The 21,181-nt window shown below is 70.8% G+C and carries 17 protein-coding genes; 12 read left to right on the top strand and 5 right to left on the bottom strand.

All coding sequences use genetic code 11. From position 1 onward, the window contains the following. Position 1 precedes the first annotated feature (1 nt). Genes VGJ14_09385 through VGJ14_09365 form a run of 5 tightly spaced genes read right to left on the bottom strand, consistent with a single transcriptional unit; the run spans position 2 to position 5,723 of the window. Positions 2-1,462, bottom strand: coding sequence for a multicopper oxidase family protein (locus tag VGJ14_09385; GenBank protein ID HEY2832626.1), 1,461 nt, complete (start codon positions 1,460-1,462; stop codon positions 2-4). 22 nt (positions 1,463-1,484) lie between these two features. After that, on the bottom strand, positions 1,485-3,005 hold the full coding sequence (locus tag VGJ14_09380) for an AMP-binding protein (protein HEY2832625.1): 1,521 nt from the start codon (positions 3,003-3,005) through the stop codon (positions 1,485-1,487). 4 nt (positions 3,006-3,009) lie between these two features. Beyond that, the gene (locus VGJ14_09375; protein HEY2832624.1) at positions 3,010-3,780 is read right to left on the bottom strand and encodes an SDR family NAD(P)-dependent oxidoreductase; all 771 of its coding nucleotides are present in this window, start codon (positions 3,778-3,780) and stop codon (positions 3,010-3,012) included. A gap of 7 nt (positions 3,781-3,787) precedes the next feature. Continuing rightward, positions 3,788-4,924: an acetyl-CoA C-acyltransferase gene (locus VGJ14_09370; GenBank protein HEY2832623.1), complete on the bottom strand. Its 1,137-nt coding sequence runs from the start codon at positions 4,922-4,924 to the stop codon at positions 3,788-3,790. Continuing rightward, positions 4,917-5,723, bottom strand: a complete 807-nt coding sequence (locus VGJ14_09365) for an enoyl-CoA hydratase/isomerase family protein (protein HEY2832622.1) — start codon at positions 5,721-5,723, stop codon at positions 4,917-4,919. Before VGJ14_09365 ends, VGJ14_09370 begins: the two co-directional genes overlap by 8 nt. Before the next feature lie 216 nt (positions 5,724-5,939). Here VGJ14_09365 and VGJ14_09360 point away from each other — a divergent pair, with 216 nt between their 5' ends. The 12 genes from VGJ14_09360 (at position 5,940) to VGJ14_09305 (ending at position 21,173) form a co-directional block, all read left to right on the top strand. Continuing rightward, complete coding sequence (locus VGJ14_09360; GenBank protein ID HEY2832621.1) at positions 5,940-7,439, top strand: ABC transporter substrate-binding protein; 1,500 nt, start codon at positions 5,940-5,942, stop codon at positions 7,437-7,439. Beyond that, entirely contained in the window at positions 7,427-8,938 is a 1,512-nt protein-coding gene (locus tag VGJ14_09355) for an ABC transporter substrate-binding protein (GenBank protein ID HEY2832620.1), read from the top strand. Before VGJ14_09360 ends, VGJ14_09355 begins: the two co-directional genes overlap by 13 nt. Next, positions 8,935-10,230, top strand: a complete 1,296-nt coding sequence (locus tag VGJ14_09350; GenBank protein HEY2832619.1) for a hypothetical protein — start codon at positions 8,935-8,937, stop codon at positions 10,228-10,230. The genes VGJ14_09355 and VGJ14_09350 overlap by 4 nt, the downstream gene beginning before the upstream one ends. Next, positions 10,218-10,610 carry a hypothetical protein gene (locus tag VGJ14_09345; protein HEY2832618.1) on the top strand — a complete coding sequence of 131 codons (393 nt, stop codon included), beginning with the start codon at positions 10,218-10,220 and terminating at the stop codon, positions 10,608-10,610. Before VGJ14_09350 ends, VGJ14_09345 begins: the two co-directional genes overlap by 13 nt. After that, on the top strand, positions 10,600-11,049 hold the full coding sequence (locus tag VGJ14_09340; GenBank protein HEY2832617.1) for a hypothetical protein: 450 nt from the start codon (positions 10,600-10,602) through the stop codon (positions 11,047-11,049). Before VGJ14_09345 ends, VGJ14_09340 begins: the two co-directional genes overlap by 11 nt. Further along, the gene (locus VGJ14_09335; protein ID HEY2832616.1) at positions 11,046-12,932 is read left to right on the top strand and encodes an ABC transporter permease; all 1,887 of its coding nucleotides are present in this window, start codon (positions 11,046-11,048) and stop codon (positions 12,930-12,932) included. The genes VGJ14_09340 and VGJ14_09335 overlap by 4 nt, the downstream gene beginning before the upstream one ends. Before the next feature lies 1 nt (position 12,933). Continuing rightward, positions 12,934-13,626, top strand: a complete 693-nt coding sequence (locus tag VGJ14_09330) for an ABC transporter ATP-binding protein (GenBank protein ID HEY2832615.1) — start codon at positions 12,934-12,936, stop codon at positions 13,624-13,626. Then, positions 13,623-16,262 carry an NAD-dependent epimerase/dehydratase family protein gene (locus VGJ14_09325; GenBank protein ID HEY2832614.1) on the top strand — a complete coding sequence of 880 codons (2,640 nt, stop codon included), beginning with the start codon at positions 13,623-13,625 and terminating at the stop codon, positions 16,260-16,262. The genes VGJ14_09330 and VGJ14_09325 overlap by 4 nt, the downstream gene beginning before the upstream one ends. A 37-nt stretch (positions 16,263-16,299) precedes the next feature. After that, the gene (locus VGJ14_09320) at positions 16,300-17,493 is read left to right on the top strand and encodes an acyl-CoA dehydrogenase family protein (GenBank protein HEY2832613.1); all 1,194 of its coding nucleotides are present in this window, start codon (positions 16,300-16,302) and stop codon (positions 17,491-17,493) included. A gap of 4 nt (positions 17,494-17,497) precedes the next feature. Next, the gene (locus VGJ14_09315; protein ID HEY2832612.1) at positions 17,498-18,487 is read left to right on the top strand and encodes an acyl-CoA dehydrogenase family protein; all 990 of its coding nucleotides are present in this window, start codon (positions 17,498-17,500) and stop codon (positions 18,485-18,487) included. 62 nt (positions 18,488-18,549) lie between these two features. Beyond that, positions 18,550-19,314, top strand: a complete 765-nt coding sequence (locus VGJ14_09310) for an SDR family NAD(P)-dependent oxidoreductase (GenBank protein ID HEY2832611.1) — start codon at positions 18,550-18,552, stop codon at positions 19,312-19,314. Further along, the gene (locus VGJ14_09305; GenBank protein HEY2832610.1) at positions 19,314-21,173 is read left to right on the top strand and encodes a hypothetical protein; all 1,860 of its coding nucleotides are present in this window, start codon (positions 19,314-19,316) and stop codon (positions 21,171-21,173) included. Before VGJ14_09310 ends, VGJ14_09305 begins: the two co-directional genes overlap by 1 nt. Positions 21,174-21,181 lie beyond the last annotated feature (8 nt).

The following is a 21,181-nucleotide window of genomic DNA, read 5'->3' as shown; positions in this document are numbered from 1 at the left end:
CTCAGCTGACGTTGACGGTCGCCATCATCCCGGCGTCGGAGTGGTCGGCGACGTGGCAGTGGTAGAGGGTGCGCCCGGTGAAGCCGGTGAACGCGACGCGGACGCGCACCCAACCGTTCGCGGGCACCATGACGACGTCCTGCGCCGTGCCGGAGACCGGGTTGTTGCTGCTGTCGGCCACCACCTGGAAACCCCACACATGCAGGTGGAACGGGTGATCCATCGGGCTGTCGTTGGCGATCGTCCACTCCTCGACGTCCCCCGCCCGGACCTTCTGGTCGTCGCGTTTGGGGTCGAAGCTGCGCCCGTCGATGGTCCAGGCCATGCCGCCGTCGCCCATGCCCATACCGTCCGGGAGCAGACCGCCCAGGCCCATGCCACCCATGGTCATCTCGAAGGTGATCTTGCGGTTGCCGTGCACCGGACCGGTGATGGCGGGTGCCGCCGGGAGGGCGGTGGGCAGAGACGGTGCGCGGCGACGGGACCCGGTGACCGCCAGCGTGGCCAGCCGGATCGGCTTGGGTGCCGGTGCGTTCGTCGGCCCGCTGCCGTTGTCCTCCTCGGGCGGGCGAGGTTCGGTGCGCAGCTCGAAGCGCCCCGGCGCTTCGGGGCTGACCAAGAAGTCCGCGCGATTGCCGGGGGACAGCAACACGACGCCGGCCGACTGGGGCCGGTGCAGGTAAATCCCGTCCAGCGCGATCTGGTGCAGCCCGGGGCCGGTCAGGTGGAGCCGCAGGATCCGCGACGCGCAGGCGTTGACGATGCGCCAGCGCTGTGTGGTGCCGGTGGTCGCCGCCAGGGTGGGCCGGTGTTCGCCATTGACCAGAACCAGGTCCCCGCGCCGGCCCATCATCCGGCCCATCCCGCCGGGATCGGCGACGTGTCCGTCCTTGGTCAGCGTCGTGTCGGTGATCACCAGCACACGCTCGCGGGTCACGGACAGGTCCGGTTCGGCCGCGACCACCAACGCGCCGGCCAGGCCACCGAAGATCTGGTCCGCTGTGGTGCCGTGGTGGTGTGGGTGGTACCAGAAGGTGCCGACCGGGTGGTCCTTCGGGATCTGGATGCGGTAGTCGAACGAGGCGCCGGGGTCGACCATGACGAACGGGTTGTCGGCGTTGCCCTGCGGGGACACACGCAGTCCGTGGGTGTGCAGGTTCGTCGGGGTGCTCAGGTTGTTGGTCAACCGCAGGGCGAGCTCGTCACCCGGCCGTACCCGCAGCGTGGGGCCCGGTGACCTGCCGTTATAGCCCAGGGCTTGAGTGTCGCGCCCAGCCAGTCGCACCCCCGGCGCGGCGACCAGCGTGACCTCGAGCCGACCCCGATGGCTGCGCAGTACCGGCGGTTCCGCCAGGTCGGCAGCGCCTGCCGGGGCGCCGCGGCCCATCGCCCACGAGGTCGTCGCCGCGACGCCGAGACCGCCGAGCACCAGGAATCGCCGTCGGCTCAGTTCCCCGTTCATGGCCGTGGACGTTACCTCGGCATCATGTGGCGTGGTTCTCGAGCACCGACAGAAGTTCGCGCCGCAGCACCTTGCCGGTTGGCAAGCGTGGGATTTCCTCCAGCACGACGTAACGGCGGGGGCACTTGAATCCCGACAACCGCTCACGCACAAATCCGTCCAACGCGGTGAGCAGGTCCTCCCCGGACGCTGCCGCCACAGCGGGTTGTACCGCAGCGACGAGTACTTGGCCGTATTCGGTGTCCGGGACGCCGACGCAGGCCACGTCGATGATGGCCGGGTGCAGGATCAGCACGTCCTCGGCCTCGCGCGGGTAGACGTTCACCCCGCCGCTGATCACCAGATCGGCCCGACGGTCGGCGAGGTAGAGGTAACCGTCGTCGGCGAGCGAACCGAGGTCACCGAAGGTGGCCCAACCGCGGTCGTTCCACGCCCCGGCGGTCTTGTCCGGATCGCCGTGGTAGGCGAAGGTTGCCGGGGTCTCGAACCAGATCTCCCCGACCTGACCCGACGTCAGTTCCCGACCCTGGTCGTCCAGGATGTGCGGGATGCCGAGCGCGGGCCGGCCCACGGAGCCGCGGTGGGCGAGCCATTCGTCGGTGGAGATCATGCAGAAGCCGATGCCCTCGCTGCCGGAGTAGAACTCGGTGACGATCGGACCCAGCCAGTCGATCATCGCTTCTTTGACCTCGACCGGGCAGGGTGCAGCGGCGTGGATGACCACCTGCAGGCTGCTCAGGTCGTAGGCATTGCGCACCGCTTCCGGCAGCTTGAGCATCCGCACGAAGTGGGTGGGCACGAACTGCGCGTGGGTGATGCGGTGCTGTTCGATCGCGGCGAGGCACTGCTCGGCGTCGAAGGACTCCAGCACCACCACGGTGCCGCCCACCCGGTGCGCGGCCATGGACCAGCCCAGCGGTGCGGCGTGGTACAGCGGCGCGGACACCAGGTAGCGCAGGTCGTCGTCGTAACCGAAGCGATCCCGCACGATGCGGTCGAACGGGGTGACCGTGCCGAGCGGTGCGCCGACCGCGCCGGGCACGATGCCCTTGGGTCGCCCGGTGGTGCCGGAGGAGTAGAACATCCAAGCGCCCTCGGCGGCGTCGGGCAATGGTTCAGCAGATTGTGCGGCGCACAGTTGGTGGTAGCGGTGCGCACCCGGCAGGTCCCCGTCGACGGTGACGACGTGCTCAACGTCGGATGCCTCGGCCGCGACAACGGCGAGCAGGTCCGCACTGCCGACCAGCAGTCGCGCCCCGCAATCGGAGACGATGTAGGCGGTCTCGGCCGGCGTGAGGTGGTGGTTCACCGGCACGTAGTACAGGCCGCTGCGCTGCGCGGCCCAGGCGATCTCCAGGTACCGCGGATGGTTGGGCAACAGGATCGCGATGCGGTCGCCCCGGGTCAGGCCCAGCTCGCGCATCACGTGCGCGATCCGGTTGGCCGCGGCATCGAGTTCGGCATAGGTCTGCGTCGCGCCGGACGGATGCAGCACCACGGCAGCGTGCTGCGGCCGCGACGCGGCGAAGATTCCCGGGTGCACCGGCCTATCTCAGCCCGAACCGCTGCGCGCCGTCGATGCGAATCGTCTCGCCGTTGACGTAGTCGTTGCGGGCGAGGAAGGCGACCAGGTCGGCGTACTCGGCGGCGCGGCCCATCCGCTTGGGGAACGGCACGGTCTTGCCCCACAACTCCTGGGCCTGCTCCTCCTCCATCCGGAACGCCGGGGTGAAGAACGTGCCCGGCGCAATCGTCACCACGCGGATGCCGACGGCGGACAGGTCACGAGCGGCCACCAGGGTCAGCCCGTGCACGCCGGCCTTGGCCGCGCTGTAGTCGCTCTGCCCGACCTGGCCCTCGAAGGCCGCGATGCTCGCGGTGTTCACCACGAGTCCGCGCACGCCGCTGTCCAGCGGGTCGAGCCCCGCCATCCGGGCCGCGGCGAGCCGCAGCACCTGGAAGGTGCCGGACAGGTAGAGCGCCACGGTGCGGTCGAACAGTTCCTGCGGCATCGGGGAGCCGTCCTTGTTCAGCACCCGCATGCCGGCCACCGGCCCGCCGTGGCTGTTCACCACGAGCCGCAGTTCGCCGAGGCCGGCCGCGGCGTCGAGCGCCGCACCGACCGAAGCCTCGTCGGTGACGTCGGTGCGCACGTACACCGTGGCATCACCGAGATCGGCGGCGAGCTTCGCGCCGCGGTCATCGGAAAGGTCCGCGATGACCACCCTGGCGCCCTCGGCCACCAGCCGGCGCACCGTCGCCTCGCCGAGGCCACCGGCACCGCCGGTCACCAGCGCGGACCTACCCGAGATCTCCATCGCGGGCTCAGCCGAGCAATTCGAAGATGGTGGCGTTGGCCTGCCCGCCGCCCTCGCACATGGTCTGCAGCCCGTAGCGGATGCCCTCGCGGCGCATGTGGTGCAACAGCGTGGTCGCGATCCGCGCGCCGGAGCCGCCGATCGGGTGCCCGATCGCGATCGCGCCACCATTGGGGTTGAGTCGCTGCGCATCGGCTCCCAGGTCCGCCGCCCACGCCAGTGGCACCGGCGCGAACGCCTCGTTGACCTCGAAGGTGCCGATGTCCCCGATCGAGAGGCCGCTGCGTTTGAGCGCCTTCTCCGTCGCGGGAATCGGCGCGGTCAGCATGATCATCGGATCGGCCCCGGCCAGCACACCGGTGTGATAGCGCGCCATCGGCGTCAGACCCAGGGCCCGCGCCTTCTCTGCGCTCATCACCAGCAGCGCGGCCGCGCCGTCGGAGATCTGCGAGGCGTTACCGGCGTGGATGACACCGTCCTGCTTGAAAACGGTCTTGAGGCCCGCCAGCTTCTCGACGCTCCCGCCGCGGCGCACACCCTCATCGGTACTGAACTCACCCACGGGAACGATCTCGTCGTCGAACAAACCGCGATCCTGCGCCGCTGCCGCCAGCTCGTGACTGCGCACCGAGAACTCGTCGAGCTGCGTGCGCGACAGACCCCACCGCTCGGCGATCATCTCCGCGCCGATGCCCTGGTTGGGCAACCTGCCGTAGCGGGCCTGCCAACCCTGCGACGTATACGGGTTGCTCTGCGCGGTGACGGTGATGCCCATCGCCACGCGCGTCATCGACTCCACGCCGCCGGCCACGACGACGTCATGGTCGCCGGACAGCACCGCCTGCGCGGCGAAGTGGATTGCCTGCTGCGAGGAGCCGCACTGCCGGTCGATGGTCACTCCCGGCACGTCCTCGGGCCACCCCGCCGCGAGCACCGCCTGGCGCGCGGTGTCCAAGCCCTGCTCGCCGTACTGCCCACCGACGCCCCAGATGACGTCCTCGACCTCGGCCGGGTCGACGCCGGTCCGACGCACGAGCTCGTTGAGCACCAGTGCCGAAAGGTCGACCGGGTGCACGTCAGCCAGTGCTCCGTTCCGCTTGCCGACCGGGGTCCGAACGGCGTCCACGATTACCGCGTCACGCATGGGAATCCTCGTCTCGAGAGTTGCGCAGGACCGGATGAGTGTCGGTCAGTCCGGCCCGCTTGCGCGCCTGATAGTCCTCGCCCGCGAACAGCGCGACCTGCGAGAGCAGCTCCGCCCGCAGGGCGGCCCGGACCGCGTCCGCCCACATGCCGTCGACCGCGCTCTTGATCATCGACAGCGCCTCGGACGAGGACTCGGCGAGTTGCGCGGCGAAATCGGCCGCGACCTTGTCCAGCTCCTCCGGCTCGACGACCTCGTCGACCAACCCCCAGGCCAACGCGCGCGCGGCGTCGATCGGTCGGCCGCTCATCGCCAGCCATTTCGCCCGTGACGGCCCGGCCAGCATTGTGGTCAACGGGGTGCCACCGGTGTCGGGCATCAGCCCGAACCGAATCTCCGGGAAGGCCATCTTCACGTCGCTCGCCGCGATGCGGATGTCGGCGGCCAACGCCATCTCCAGCCCTCCGCCGAAGGTCGCGCCGCGGACCGCGGCGATCACCGGCTTCGCAGAGGTCAGCTGGGTCTCGCGGATCAGCTGATGCCGCCGGACGAAGGACAGGTCGCTCTCCCCCGCGACGCGCTCGCCGAGCTGGGCGGTGTCCCGCCCGGAACAGAACGAGGGGCCCTCGCCCCGGATCAGGACGACGCGGACGCGTGGGTCGGCGAGGACCTCGTCCCACGCCTCGACCAGCCGGTCGTGGGTGTCGTCGTCGATCGCGTTGTGGCGATGCGGACGATTCAGCGAGATCGTGCCCACGCCGTCGGCCACCTGCACCAGCACGGGAACCGAATCGGCCACCTTTTCCTCCACTGCCCTCGCTCCTCCGTTCACAAGCCTGGACGAAGCATAACTGTGTAGATGTTTTTCGCTATTGGTCGCCCGTAACGCTTGACTTTGAGCCCCATCCCTACAAATCATCTTCACTATCGTCTTCCCGAAGCGGGCTGCACCACGTATCGTCCGAAGGCAGCGAACGAGCTGTGACGCTCCCCGTTTCCCGGCCCCAGGAGCTGCATGTTTGCGCGCCGTTCCCGCGTTCTCCGCGCGGTCCTGCCCGGGGCCCTCGGCCTCGCCCTCGTGGCGGGGTGCGGGTCGCGGCTGAGCCAGGGTGAGCTGATCGCGCTCAACGGTGGCTCGGTCACCACGGTCACCGAGGACGCCGGCGGAACCGGCGCTGCGACGGGCACCGCCACCGGTTCGACGGCTACCAACCCGGGCGTGGCCGCACCGAGCGCCCTACCCCTTCCGACAACGGCCGGTGGCACCGCACCGCGCCCCGGTCCGAGCAGCAGCACGTTGCCGGTGCCGGGCACCGCTACGCCTTCGACCAAGAACAACAACGCGGGCAGCGCGACGAGCACCGGCGCCGCGGCGGCCGCGCCGCGCACCGACAACAAGCCGATCACCATCTGCTCGGTCTCCGAGCTCGGCGGACCGGCCGGCGCCGCGTTGGCGCAGGGCGTGAACGGGGCGCAGGCCTGGGTCGGCGACGTGAACTCGCACGGCGGAGTGGCGGGGCATCAGATCCGGTTGATGGTCAAGGACTCCGGCTCCGACCCGAACGTCGCGCTCGCCGACGCCCGCGACTGCGTGGAGAACCAGGGCGCGGTCGCCCTCGTCGCGTCGATGGCGCCGTTCACCAGCCGCGGCATGATGCCCTACCTGCAGAGCAAGGGCGTACCGGCGATCGGCGGCGACTGCGGGTCGAGTGCCTGGAACGACTCCCCCGTTCTGTTCAATCAGTGCGCCACGGTCGAGAACAACTACTGGGCCCTGTCCTACGAGGCGGCCCACGCGGGCGCAGCGAACAACAAGTTCGCCTTCCTGACCTGCCAGGAGGCGCAGACGTGCGCCGAGGGTAAGCACTGGGAGATAGAGGAGCGCTTCGCCGAGAAGAACGGCCTCAACCTCGTTTACACCAAGGTGTTCAGCCTGACGCAGCTGGACTTCACCAGTGAGTGCTCGGCGATGAAGGCCGCCGGCGCGACCACCGTGCTCACCGTCGCCGACCCATCCGCCCTGCAGCGGCTCGGCCAGTCGTGCGCACGGCAGGGATTCAACCCGATCTGGACCCAGCCGTACGCGAGCGTGAACCCGGACACCCCCACGAAGGCCGGGCTCGGGAACATCCGGCTGGAGATGCCGGTCATGCCGTTCTGCTGCGTCACCGGCAAGGACGCGCAGAACGCCGCGTACCAGCGCTACGTGACCGACTTCCAGCGCTACGGGGGCAGCAGGCCCGCCGGCCCGGCGGCCGTCATCGGCTTCACCGCCGGCCTGCTGTTCGAGCGCTTCCTCACCGACGTCGCCAAGACCACTCCCACCGTCACCTCCGCGGCCCTGTTGAAAGTCGCCGGCCAGATCAAGCATGAGACGCTCGGCGGATCCGTGGCCCCGATCAATCTGACTGTCGGTCAGAAAACGCCGGACTCCAGATGCTGGTTCACCATGGTCGCCCGCAATGGCGGCGCCTGGCAGGTCCCGAACGGATTGAAGCCGACATGCCGACAGTGACGGCCAAGTCCAGGGGCGGGCGAGCTCTGCGCGTGGTGCTGCCCGGCGCGCTGGGTCTGACCCTGCTGGCCGGCTGCGGGTCACGGTTGACCCAGGCCGAGCTGACCGCGCTGAACCATGGCTCGACCACCACGCTCGGCCGGGACTCCAGCGGCATCGGCGCGCCCTCCAGCGGCGAGCGCGCCGCTGTTGACTCCGGCACTGCGGCAACTGCCCCCGTCGCGGTCGCGGTGCCACGCGTCGCCACGCCGGCCGGTGGCCTATCGGCCCGGCCCGGGCCGCAGGCGAGCACCCCGTCACCGGCGCCCGGCAGCACGCCGATCAAGGGCAACACCGCGGGCACCGGGCGCACCGCAACGGCCGCGGTCAAGACCGACAACAAGCCGATCACCATTTGTTCGGTCTCCGAGCTCGACGGACCGCCCGGCGCGGCCATCGCCCAGGGTGTGAACGGTCTGCAAGCCTGGGTCGGGGACGTGAACGCGGGCGGCGGCGTGAACGGCCACCAGATCCGGCTGCTGGTGAAGGACTCCGGGTCGGACCCGAATGTGGCCCTCGCCGAGGTCCGCGGCTGCGTGGAGAACGACGGTGCCGTCGCGCTGGTCGGCTCGATGGCGACCCTCACCGCGGCCGGCTACCGGTCCTACCTGGAGAGCAAAGGCGTCCCGTCGATCGGCGGCGACTGCGGCTCGTCCGTCTACAACGAGTCCCGCGCCTTCGTCAATCAATGCGCCGCGCCGCAGAGCAGCATCTGGGCGATCGCCTACGAGGCGGCCCACGCCGGCACCGCGAACAACAAGTTCGGCTTCCTCTACTGCCAGGAGGCGCGCGCCTGCGCCGACGGGAAGACCTGGATCGTCGACGATCAATACGCTACGAAGAACGGGCTCGACCTGGCCTACACCAAGCAGATCAGCCTAACGCAGCTGGACTTCACCAGTGAATGCTCGGCGATGAAGGCCGCCGGCGTGACTACCGCGATGGCCATCGTCGATCCGTCCGGGCTGCAGCGCATTGGCCAGTCCTGCGCACGCCAGGGATTCAACCCGAGGTGGGTACAGCTCTACGCAAGCGTCAATCCCGACACCCAAACGAAGCCGGGCCTCGGCAACATCCGGCTTCAGCTGCCCACGATGCCGTTCTGCTGTCTGACCGGTAAGGACGCCGAGAACCCCACCTACAAACGCTATGTCACAGCCTTCGCACGTTACGGTGGCTCCCGGCCCGCCGGGCCGGCGGCGCCCCTCGGCTGGACCGCCGGCCTGTTGTTCGAGCGCTTCCTCCACGTGGTCGGCAAGACCGACGCGACGGTCACCTCGGCCGCGCTGATGAAGGCCGCAGGCGGGATCCGCAACGAGACCCTGGGCGGCCTGGTCCCGCCCATCAATCTCACCAGCGGCGCGCCCACCCCGGACTCCAAGTGCTGGTTCGTCATGCAGGCCACGGATGGCGCAGCATGGCAGACACCGAACGGACTGAGGACGGCATGTCGACCATGACGAGACGCCGCGCGACCCGCGCCGCCGGGGCGCTGACCCTGATCGCGGTCGGCACCATCGGGGCGGTCGGGGCCGGGCAGGACAGCGCGCGGGCGGCCGGCAGCTACCAGGCCGGCGCGGCGGCAGTCGGCCTGCGGCTGATGATGTCCTCCGACCAGTTCCCTGTCGCCCAGACGCCGATCGACCTGTCGGCCCCGGTGGCCCAGGCCAGCTCGTCCTCGGTCAATCAGCAGGCGTTCTCCAGCTACCCCTACCCCGGGGATCTCGCCGTCTCCGCGCCGGGCCTCATCGGCGGTCTGGCGGCCGACCAGGGTCACCAGTTGCCGTTCGCAATGCCGGGCTACCCGCTGGTGGCGAACGCGCGGTGCGCCGGTGACACGCAGTCGGTGAGCGTCCCCGATACCGAGGGCGCCGGGCTACCCGGGCGGCTGCCGTACACGATGACCTCCAGTTGCACACCGACCAGCGCCTCCGCAAAGGGGGAGTCCGGCAGCTCCAGCGTGCAGGGCGGGGTGGGGGTCTCGGTCGCGCACGTCGCAGCCACCGCCGGGGCCGGGCAGAACCCGGCGGGGACCACCACGGCGGTCGCGACGTCGGACGCGACCGGGGTCAGCGTCGGTGGCGGCCTGCTTCAGCTGTCCGGGCTCATCGCGAACGCGACCGGCACGGTCACCCCCGGCGGGGTGTTCACCCCGGCCAGCTCGTTCACGATCGGGACGGTCTCGGTGGCCGGCACCCCTGCGGCGTTCGGCCCGAAGGGGTTCACCGGTGCGCCGGGCCAAAGCACACCGGTCGACGTGACCGCGCTCAACACGATCCTGAAGCAAGCGGGGATCGAACTCACCTACATCACGCAGAGCCAGACCAAGACCAGCATCACCTCGGCCGGCGTGCAGATCAGCCTGACCCAGAAGGACCCGCAGAGCGGCGTCCCGGTCATCACCCGTTACATCTTCGGGCAGGTGTCAGCGAACGCCGACGCGCAGAGCTTCGACCAGAGCGCCGCTACCTCGACCGCGCCGACCGATACCGCCGCCGCCGCGCCCGGCGCCACCGGTATCGACAACGCGGCCCTGCCCGGCACCGCCGTCGGGCCCAGCACCGGTGCGCTCAGCTCGGCCCCGCGAACCGTCGATCTGATGCAGCCTCAGGCCGACCGGGTCGTGGCGCGGACCGGCGTCTCCGGGACGGTGCTGTCCTGCTATCTCATCCTCGTGCTCGCCGGCGCCGCGTTGCTCGGCTCGAGCGGTCTGTTCGCCGTCCTGCGAAAGGCCCTGCCGTGGACCCGCTGACCTTCCTCCGCTCGCAGCCGGACCGCGCGCTGGCCGTCCTGTCGGGTGTGGTCGGCGTGGTGCTGCTCGTTGACGGCTGGTACGGCGTCAGCGGCCAGGGCATCGTCGCCGGCCAGTTGCCGTACCTGATCTCCTGCGGTCTCGGTGGGATCTTCGCGCTGGCCACCGCGACCACGCTGTGGCTCTCGGCCGACCTGCGCGACGAGTGGCGCAAGATGGACGCTGTCGAGGCGGCAATCCTCGCCCAGACCGAGGTGCTGCGTGCGCTGCACGACGCCGGGGTGGCGCTGCCCACGCCCGAGCCGCCCGCAGCGCCGATCGATGACGGGCGGGCCCGGCACCGGGTGGCCGCCTCGCCGGGTTCGCGCGGTGAGGCCTGAGCACATGGCCGCCCCCACCCGGACCCCGGCTCTGCCCTGGTTGCCGCGCGAGGCCCGCTTGGTCGCGGCCGCCGGCGGGGCCTGCCTGATCCTGCTCACCGTGTGCTGGTATCAGGCCGCCGGCCACGGTCGGACATCGAAGCAGCTGCCCTGGCTCGACGTCGCCACGGCCGCGGTGGCGCTGTACTGGCTGTTGTCCGGCCGCGTCGTCGCTCGGGCGCGGCGGCGCGTCGCCGCGCGACGTGCGGTGCAGTTCGCGGCGCTGGCCCGGCCGACCCGGGCCGGCGAAGCCGTGGCTGACATGTCGGTGCCGAGCGGCGGCCTGGTACGCGCGCCGGGCATGACGCGCGCACACCTGCCGGAGTGCCCGCTGCTCGCGGGGAAGCCGATCGAACCGGCCCCGGACGACGCCGCCGGCTGCGGAATCTGCGGCCGGTGAACGCCTATCTCGCCGTCCTCGTCGTCGGCCTGGTCAGCGGCGCGGTCTACGCGCTCACCGCGACCGGCCTGACGCTGACCTACGTCACCAGCGGCGTGTTCAACCTCGCCCACGGTTCGACCGGCGCACTCGGCGCCTACGCGTACTTCGAAGTCCGGGAGAAGCAGGGTCTGCCGGCCTGGCTGTCGCTGATCGTCGTCCTCGGGCTGGTGGCGCCGGTCTTCGGCTTGCTGCTGGAACTGCTGGCCCGGCGCCTGGCCGAGACCACGGTCGCCTACAAGGTCGTTGCGGTGATCGGTCTGCAGATCGGCATCGTCGGCCTGCTGATCGCGCACTACGGCGCGACGCCGCTGGTCTTCCCCGGCTTCCTGCCCACGCACGGATTCCCGCTCGCCGGCATCGTCGTCGGCTACGACCAACTCGCGACGTTCCTGATCGCGCTGGGCACGGTGGGCGGCCTGGTCGCCTTCTTCCGGTTCTCCGCGCTCGGCACGCAGATGCGCGCGGTGGTCGACAACCCCGACCTGCTCGCGCTGGCCGGTACCAGCACCGCGCTGGTCCGGCGGACCGCCTGGGTGACCGGATCGGTGTTCGCCGCACTGTCCGGAATCCTCATCGCGCCGACCGCCGGCCTGGACTCGCTCTTCCTCAGCCTGCTGGTGCTGCAGGCGTTCGGTGCCGCGGCGGTGGGGCTGTTCCGCAGCCTGCCGTTGACGCTGCTCGGTGGTCTGGGCATCGGCGTCGCGCAGGCGCTGGTCGGCAAGTGGACCGCCACCTACGAGTCGCTGTCCGGGCTGCCCGGGTCGGTGCCCTTCCTGGTCCTGGTGGTAGTGCTGATCGCGGTCCGGACGAGCCGGCTGGGCGCCGCGGGCGCCGACCGGCGGCTGCCCCCGCCACTGGATCCGATTCCGCGCCCGGCCAAGCTCCCCCTGCTCGCGATCGCGCTGGTGGGCGCGATCCTGGTGCCCGACCTGGTCGGCGCGCGGTTGCCGCTCTACGCCGGCGCCGCCGCGTTCGTGGTGCTGTTCGCCTCGTTGAATCTGCTGGTCCGCACGTCGGGCCAGATCTCGCTGTGCCATGCCGCGTTCGCGGCGCTCGGCGGGACGACCTTCCACCACCTGCAGAACTCCGGCGTGCCGTGGGCCCTCGCGCTGATCGGGGTCGGGTTGGTGGCGGTCCCGGCCGGCGCGCTGGTGGCACTGCCGGCGATCCGGCTGTCCGGGCTCTACCTCGCGCTCGCGACCCTCGGGTTCGGTGTGCTCGTCCAGCAACTGCTGTACACCACGACGTTCATGTTCGGGAAGCTGAACAACCGGGCGGTGGCCCGGCCGGACGGCTTCCGCTCCGATCGCGCCTTCTACTACGTGCTGCTCGCCATTGCGGTGGCCGCGCTGTGGCTGGTGGTGGCGATCAGCCGCAGCCGGCTGGGCCGCCTGCTGCAGGCGATGGCGGACAGCCCCACGGCGCTGTCCACCGCCGGCCTCAGCGTCAACGTCACCAAGGTGTTGGTGTTCTGCATCTCGGCGTGGATGGCCGCGATCGCCGGTGCCCTGCTCGGTGCCCAGGGCCTGTCGACGTCCAGCCAGGCCTTCTTCCCGCTGTCGTCGCTGCTGTGGCTTTCGGTGCTGGCGATCAGTGGCCGGGGCCGGGTCAGCGCACCGCTGTTCGCCGCGGCCATGTTGACGCTGCCGTACGGCTACATCAGCGACCCGAACACCACCCAGTACTTCCTGCCCGGCTTCGGCCTGGCCGCGATCCTTGCCGTGCTGCTCACCGGCCGGTCGGCGACGGCAAGCCCGCTCGGACCGGGCGCCCTGGGCAGTTCGCGCGACGAGCTGCGCGCCAAGGGCGGCCCGGTCCACGCCCGGCTGCAGGAGGCCTGACGTGCTGGAGCTGACGAACGTGCAGGCCGGCTACGGCGGGGTGACGGTGCTGCGCGACCTGTCGCTGTGGGTCCCCCGCGGCAGCGTTGTCGCGCTGCTCGGACCCAACGGCGCCGGCAAGACGACCACCCTGCGGCTGGCCAGCGGACTGCTGCGCCCCACCGGCGGCACCATGACGCTGGACGCAGAGCCGTATCCGCGCAGCCCCGATGCGGTGGCGCGCGCGGGCATCTGCCACGTGCCCGAGGGCCGCGGCGTGTTCCCGTCGCTGACGGTGAAAGAGAACCTGCTCGTGCAGGCGCGCGGACGCGGGATCGCCGATGCCGTCGAGAAGGCGACCGCCGCGTTCCCGCGACTGGGCCAGCGGCTGTCCCAGGTCGCCGGGACGATGAGCGGGGGCGAGCAGCAGATGCTCGCGCTGGCCAAGGCCTACGTCAGCCGGCCGACGTACGTGCTGCTCGACGAGGTCAGCATGGGGCTGGCCCCGAAGATCGTCGACGAGATCTTCGCCTTCCTGCGCGACCTGGCCGCCCGGGGCACCGCGCTGTTGCTCGTCGAGCAGTACGTCACCCGGGCGCTGGAGGTCGCCGACTACGTCTTCCTGCTCAACCACGGGCGCGTCGTGTTCAGCGGCGAGCCCGGCGAACTGGACGGTTCGGCGATCTTCGCGGAGTACATGGGAGTCAGTGCGTGAAGGTTCTGGTCACCGGCGCGTCCGGGGTGTTCGGGCGGGACGTCGTCCGGCGGTTGGCCATGCACGGCCATGAGGTCGTCGGGCTGTCCCGCACCCGGCCCGACCGGCTGCCGCCGGGCATGTCCGACTACCGGGCCGCCGACATCCGCGACGTGCGGAAGGTGCGCGACGCCGTCGAGGGCATGCACGCCGTGGTCCACCTGGCGTGGAACCTGTACCCGAACAAGGACGTCTCGATCACCCACGGCATCGACATCGGGGGCACCCGAAACGTCATCGATGCGATGAATCGGCACGGCGTGAAACGGCTGGTCTTCGCCTCCAGCGTCATGTCGTACGGCTGCCACCAGGACAATCCGCCGCGGCTGCTGGAGAGCTCACCCCAGCGTCCCGACCCGGACAGCGCCTACTCGGTGCACAAGCTCGAGGCCGAGCAGCTGATCATGGCCAGCGGCCTGGACGCACTGATGATCCGCGCCGGCACCGTGATCGGGCGGCAGGCGGACAACATCATCGCGGAGAACTTCGCGTCACCGGTCCTGCCCGGTGTGCGCGGCTACACGAACACGATGCAGTTCCTGCATCCGGAAGATGTCGGGCGGTTCTTCGCCCGCGCTGTCGGCGAGCGCTGGTCCGGGCCGGTGAATCTGGCCGCGCCGGACACCGTCGCGATGCGGGAGATCGCCGAGATCCTCGGCCGCCGGTACGTCGAACTCTCCCGCAGCACGTTGGAGAAGCTGGTCGCCGGGCTCTGGAAGACCGGCCTGGGCGACCTCGACCCCGGCAGCTTCCGCGGCATGCTGTGGTTCCCGATCGTCGACACCCCGCGACTGGACGAGCTCGGCTTCCGGTGCGGCTGGACCTCGCGGGAGTGCGTCGAGGACTTCGCCCGCGCCAGCGCCGGGCGGACCTACATCCTCGGGCGTGCCCTGCCGCGGCGTTCGCCCTTTGGCTATCGCGGCCGGGTACATCCGGAGCTACCACCGTCGCCGGGCATGCACCCGGCCGGGCCGGCCGGGCTGAACGGGGAGTTCGACTCGCTGGTCGATCCGGCCATCCCGGCCTTCACCTCGGCCAACACCTCCGAGGCCATGCCGGGTCCGCTGACGCCGCTGTCTCTCGAGCTCGCCATGGATTCCATGCGCACCGCGGGTGCGGCGATGGGCGACCTCGTCAAGCTCCCCCGGCACATCGCCGACCTCGTGGCCGACCGCTCCACCGCGTCCTTCGGCCACGGCGTGTTCGCGAACCTGTCCGTGATCCTGGCACTGGCCAACGCGATGCCGGGCTCGTCCGGGTCCTCGGGTTGGGAAGCGCTTTTCGGTGGGGTCGAAGTGACGGCGCCTCAGGTCAAGCTCTCGACCCGGGACAAAGCCCGCATCGGCGTCGCCGCGATCCGTTCGATCGCGGCCGTGCGCGGGGAGGCCGAGCGCGTTGATCGTCAGGCGCGCGGGGTCTTCCGCGTTCCCGCGGCGCTGCGGCAACTCACCGACGAGCAACTGCTCGGTCGCCTCAGCCTCAGCCACGACATCTGCGTCGACGCGTCCGCCGTGTCGTCCAACGCGGCCGCGTTCGTCGCGTCGGTGACCGGGGCATTGTCCGACCACGGTTTGGGGTCGCTGATGACCGACCGCGCCGACGACGGCGACCTGGCGAGCGCCGCCGCGCTGCGTGCCACTACGTCGTTGGCCGGTGAGCTGCGGGCCGACCCCGCGCTGCGGCAGGCGGTGACCGCTGCCCTCGGTGCGGGGAATGCGGCACTGGATGTCCTCGACCGGACGCACTCGGCTTTCACCGGTCGACTGCGCGCCGCCGTCGCCGAGCACGGGCACCGCGGGCCGCGCGAGCTCGAACTGGCCGGCGAGGTCTTCGCCATCGCGCCGCACCGGTTTCTCGACGTGGTGGCCAAGACCGCACAGGCACCGGCCCGAGCCTTCGACGCGCCCGTGTCGGTGAGGGCACCGCTGCGTCCGATCGCGGCCCGGTGCCATCGGCTGCACCACTCCCGGGAGCTCGCCCGCGACGCCTGGGTGCGCGGCGCGCATGCCTACCGCCTGACCGCGCTCGAACGCGGCCGTCGACTCGCGGCCGCCGGGCTGCTGAATGCACCCGAGGATGCGTTCTATCTGACGCTGGATCAGCTGCTCGTCCTCCCCGCGGATGCGTGTGAGCAGGTCACGCTTCGACGTGCGCAGCGCGACCTGCTCCGCACGGTGCGGGTCCCGGCATTCTTCTCCGGCAACTGGGTCCCCGAAGCCCCGGACGACGGACTGCGCAGCGGTGACACTGCCTCCGGCATCGGGGTGTCCGCCGGGGTCGTGCGCGGGACGGTCCGCATTCTCGACCCGGATGACCTCATCGATCTGGAGCCGGGCGAGATCCTGGTGGCCGCCTTCACCGATGCGGGGTGGACCCCCTACTTCGGGCTCGCCGCCGGTGTGCTCACCGACACCGGTGGCCAGATGTCGCACGCGGCCGTGGTCGCGCGTGAATGCGGGATTCCTTGCGTTGTCGCCGTTCCCGGCGCGAGCCATCGACTGCGGACCGGTCAGGTCGTCGAGTTGGACGGCTCGACCGGCCGGGTGAGCGTCATCAGCGACCCCGTTCCCGTCGAGGCGCCCACCGAGCAGTGCTAGCGCAACCCCAGCGAAATACATAAAATCATCTTCACTGTTGTCGAACTCCGCCGAACCGGGAGCGCTGTTGGACCTCACGCTGACCGCCGGGGAGCGGGCGTTCCGCGACGAGGTCGCCACCTGGCTGGCGGAGAACGCCCCGCGCGAGCGGCGCCCGTACGACGGCCGGGCCATGGTGGAGTTCGACCGCGCCTGGCAACGCCGCCAGTTCGACGCGGGCTGGGCCGGCATCAGCTGGCCCGCCGAGTACGGCGGCCGCGGGCTCTCCCTGGTGCAGCAGGTCATCTGGTATTCGGAGTACGCCCGGGCCGGCGCTCCGACCGAGACCGGCGTCTGCTTCGTCGGCAACGCCCACGCGGGCCCGACGCTGATTGCCTGCGCCGACGAGCAGCTGAAGCAGCGTCACCTGCCGGCGATCTTGTCCGGCGAGGAGATCTGGTGCCAGGGCTTCAGCGAGCCGGGCGCCGGTAGCGACCTGGCCGGGCTGTCGACCCGCGCTGCCGTAGACGGTGACCACCTCGTGGTCAACGGGCAGAAGATCTGGACGTCCTACGCCCACCACGCGCAGCAGCAGGAGCTGCTGGTCCGCACCTCGACCGGGGCCCGGCGGCAGGACGGCATCACCTGGGTCGTGTGCCCGATGGATACCCCGGGCATCGAGGCACGCCCGATCACCACGATCACCGGGCATGACGACTTCTGCGCGGTCTTCTATGACGACGTCCGCATCCCGCTGTCCAACGTTGTCGGCACGATCGACGACGGGTGGCGCGTCGCGATGTCCACGCTGTCCTTCGAGCGCGGCACCGGCTTCCTGCCCGAGCAGGTCGAGCTGGTCGCCCGGGTCGACGAACTCGTCGAGCTCGCCCGTACCCGAACCGACCGCGCCGGCCGGACGCTGATCTGCGACGCCGGGTGGGCCGAGCGCCTGGCCACCGCCCGGGCCGAGGCCCACGCCGTCCTCGCGATGACCCTGGCCGTGGTCAGCCGCAACGCGCGCAGCACGCTGCCCGGCCCCGAGGCCTCGATGGTGCGACTGCTCTTCTCCCAGCTGCAGCAGCGCGTCAGCGCGCTTGCGGTCGACCTGCGCGGGTTGGAGGGACTGCAGGAGGGCAGCCCCTGGGTCCACGACTACCTCTACCTGTTCGCGACGACAATCGCGGCCGGCACCAAGGACGTGCAGCGCAGCATCGTCGCCGAGCGGGTCCTCGGCCTCCCGCGGGGGCGGTGACGACATGCCCCTCGACCTGCTTCCCGACGACCTGCAGCGCGCCATCATCGACGCGGCGACCGACCTGCTGGACCCGGTGGCGGCCGCCGCTTCGTTGCGAACGCGGGCCGACGGTCCGGTGCGCGACCTCGGGGTCTGGGACAAGGCCACCGCCCAGGGGTGGTTCGGCCTGGCGATCCCCGAGGACGCCGGCGGCCTCGGCCTGGGCACCGGCGAACTCGCGCTGATCCATCACGCTCTCGGGCGCACCCTCACGCCCGGCCCGTACCTGGGGACCACTGTCGCCGCGACGGTCGCGCACGCCACCGGGAGCCCGCTGCTGGCCGAGGTGATGGCCGGGCTCCCCGTGGGCATACTCACTACTGATGAACCGTCAGGTTCGTTCCGGACGGTCGATCGCGAGGACGCCGGGGCCTGGCTCGTGCTCTCCCCCGACCGGGCCGCGCTGCTGGGCGCGCTGCCTGCCGGTGCCATCGCGGCGACACCGGACTCGATGGACCCCGGCGCCCGGCCGGCGCTGGTCACCCTCGACTCCGACGTCGAGTGCTACGTCGAGGGAACACGGCCGTGGACGCTGGCGATACTGCTCGTCGCCGCGCAGCTGGCCGGGATCGCGCAGGCCGCGGTCGCGGGCAGCGTCGCCCACACGTCCGTACGGGAGCAGTTCGGTCGCCCGATCGGCGGGTTCCAGATGGTCCAACAGCGCTGCGCCGACATGGCCACCCGGGCCGACGCCGCGACGCAGCTGTGCCTGCTGGCCGCCCTGACCGACGCCGACGCGGCCCAACTGGCCGCGAGCGCGCTGCTGGTCGCGGCGGACGCGGCAGTCACCAACGCCCGCGACGACATCCAGAACCACGGCGGCATGGGGTTCACCTGGGAAGTGGACAGCCACCTGCGGCTGCGCCGTGCCCACGGACTGCGGGCGCTGCTGTGCGACCCGACGGACCTCCGCCACGCCGTTCTGGCAGGAACCTCGGCGCGGGCCTGGTAATTGGTACCACCCGGTACCAGAATGGTTTTGCATCCTGGCCGACACACACCCGCGGAGGAACCATGGCGCAACCCATCGCTCTGGTGACCGGAGGCGCGAGCGGCATCGGCCTGGCAGCGACACGGCGCCTGGTGCAGCGCGGTTTCCGGGTCGCGGTCATCGACGTCGCCAAGGACAACCTGGACGCGGTCGCGACCGAGTTCGGCGACGCCGTGATGACGTTCAGCACCGACGTCGCAGACCGCGCCGCACTGGCCGAGACGGTCCGTCAGATCGAGGCGATCGGCCCGATCGAGCACGCGCTCGGCAGCGCCGGCATCGCGCGCGTGGGCGCGACGTTCTCCGTCTCCCTGGCCGACGTCGAACTGATGACCCGGGTCAACTACTTCGGCGTGGTGAACCTCGTCGACGTCGTCCTTGCGCTGATGCTGGAACGCGGACGCGGCGAGTTCGCCGTCCTCGCCTCGGCCACCGGCCTGGTACCGCCGAAGAAGATGGCCGCGTACGGCGCGACCAAGGCCGCCGTCATCAACTACCTGGTCAGCGTCGACCACGAGCACCGTGGGAAGGGCGTGACGATCGGCATCGTCTGCCCGGCCGCGGTGGCCACCCCGATGGCGGTGGACTTCTTCGCCGACCCGAAGAAGCGCAAGAAGTCGATGGCCACCTCACCGGAGAAGATCGTGGCCGCCATCGAGAAAGGCCTGGCCCGCAAGAAGCTCATCATCCTGCCGGGGCTGGCCAAGGGCGCCGCGATGGCCGAGCGGATCAGCCCGGCTTTGATGCGCAAGGTGCAGAGCGGGCGCCTCGGCGACCTGGTCTCCTGATGACCACCCTGGCCGAGCGGCCGATGACCCTGCTCGACCCCGAGGCACCGGCCCGCGGGCCGAACACCGCCCGGATCGTGCGCCGCGCGGTCACGGTCCTCGCGGGCGTCGAGGTCCTGGCACTCGCGCTGATCGTGCTCGGCGGCGATCGCCTGTCCGCGCTCGGCGTCGGGCTTGCGCTGCCCGGCGCCGGGCTGCCGATGGGCAGCCTCTGGTGGCTGACCCCCGTCGCCCTCGTCCTGTTCGCAATCGCGTTGTTCGGCTGGTTACTCGTCGGGATCGTGCTGGGACCGCCGCTGGTGTGGGCCACGGCCGCGGTGCTCTCCGCGGTCGCGGCGGACGGCCGATCCGGGGACCTGCGGGTCGCCGTCCCCGTCGCCGTCGCGGTGCTCGTTGGCGCCGCCGGCATCGGTGATCGCATTCGGCACGACGCGGCTCGCGCCCGGGGCCGTGAACTGAATCGCGTGCTGTCGTCCGTGCACTGGCCCGAGCCCACCATCGGCGCGGCGGCCCCGGCGACCGACGCCGAGCTGGCGGCCGTCCGACCGCTGGCCGATCTGGCCCTGCAACCGCTGGACTCCTTCGACGGGTTCACCACCATCGACCAATTCCGCGAGGCCGCCTGGCGATACCAACTCACCACGGCCGGCTGGACGCTCTCGCTCGCCCACCACGGCCGCTATACCGCCTTCGACGGCTGGCTCGGCGAGGCGCAACGCAACCTCATCGTCAAACACCTGGCGCCGAAGGTCTGGACCTATTGGCGCTACGAAAACCTCGTCGGCAACCTGCGCTGGGATCCCGATCCGATCCACCGCGAGAACGTGATGCTCAGCGGCTACCTGCTGCTCTCGCTCGGGCTCTACGAAGGCGCCACCGGCGATCGACGCTTCTGCGCGCCCGGCGCGCTCACCTTCGACGACGGCTCGCACCACTACGTCTACGACGCAGACTCCATCGCCGGCCACATCGCCCGGCAGATGTCGGCGTCCTACGTCTGCGCGTATCCGTGCGAGCCCAACTGGACCTACCTGATCTGCAACGTGATCGCACTGAGCGGCATCACCGCCCACGACAACGCCACCGGTTCGGACTTCGGCGCCGAGCTGCGGCCCCGCTTCCGTGAGGCGCTGGAGCGCGAGTTCACGCAGCACGACGGGTCGCTCAAGGTCGTGCGCTCCAAGCATCTCGGCGCGTTTTTGCCGGGCACGGCGCGCGCGTCGGACCTGTACGTGACGTTCCTCCTCAACGGCCTGTACCCCGACATCGCGGCCCGGCAGTGGGCGATCTACAAGCACCGCTTCGTGCGCATCGACGACGACGGGTTTGCCCGGCTGACCACCACGCCGCTGGATAATCTCGATCCCGGCAACTACCGCCGCAACGAAGCGACGGCCTACTCGGTGCTGGCCGCCTCGGCCCGCGAGATGAACGAACCCGCCATCGTCGAGGCGACGCTGCGCACGATCGACCGCAACTGGCCGGCGGACGACACCGGAAATCGCCGGGGATTGTCCAGCTTCACCCGCAACATGACCGCGATGGGACGTCTCAACGTCCCCGGCGGGCTGCACGCGGCGGTCAACGGGCTGACCCGCTACACCGGCCCGCGCCTGGTTGAGGCACCGCGTGCCGACGTCGTCGTCCGAGCGGCACAACCGAACGGGGACACGGTCAGCTTCGTCCTCGACGTTCCGGCCGGCTCTCGGGAGGCCAGCACCGACTTCGTGCTGGACCGCCTCCGGCCGGGCGCGACGTACCTGGCCGGCGACGGCACCGTGACCGCCGGCCACGACGGGCGCGCCACCTGGCGCGTGCGGCTGACCGGACCGACGACCCTCGTGCTGCGCGAGCTGTAGGCAAGGAG

The sequence above is a fragment of the Sporichthyaceae bacterium genome, from assembly GCA_036493475.1.
Lineage (GTDB): Bacteria > Actinomycetota > Actinomycetes > Sporichthyales > Sporichthyaceae > DASQPJ01.
This window is presented reverse-complemented; position numbering and strand designations above follow the sequence as displayed.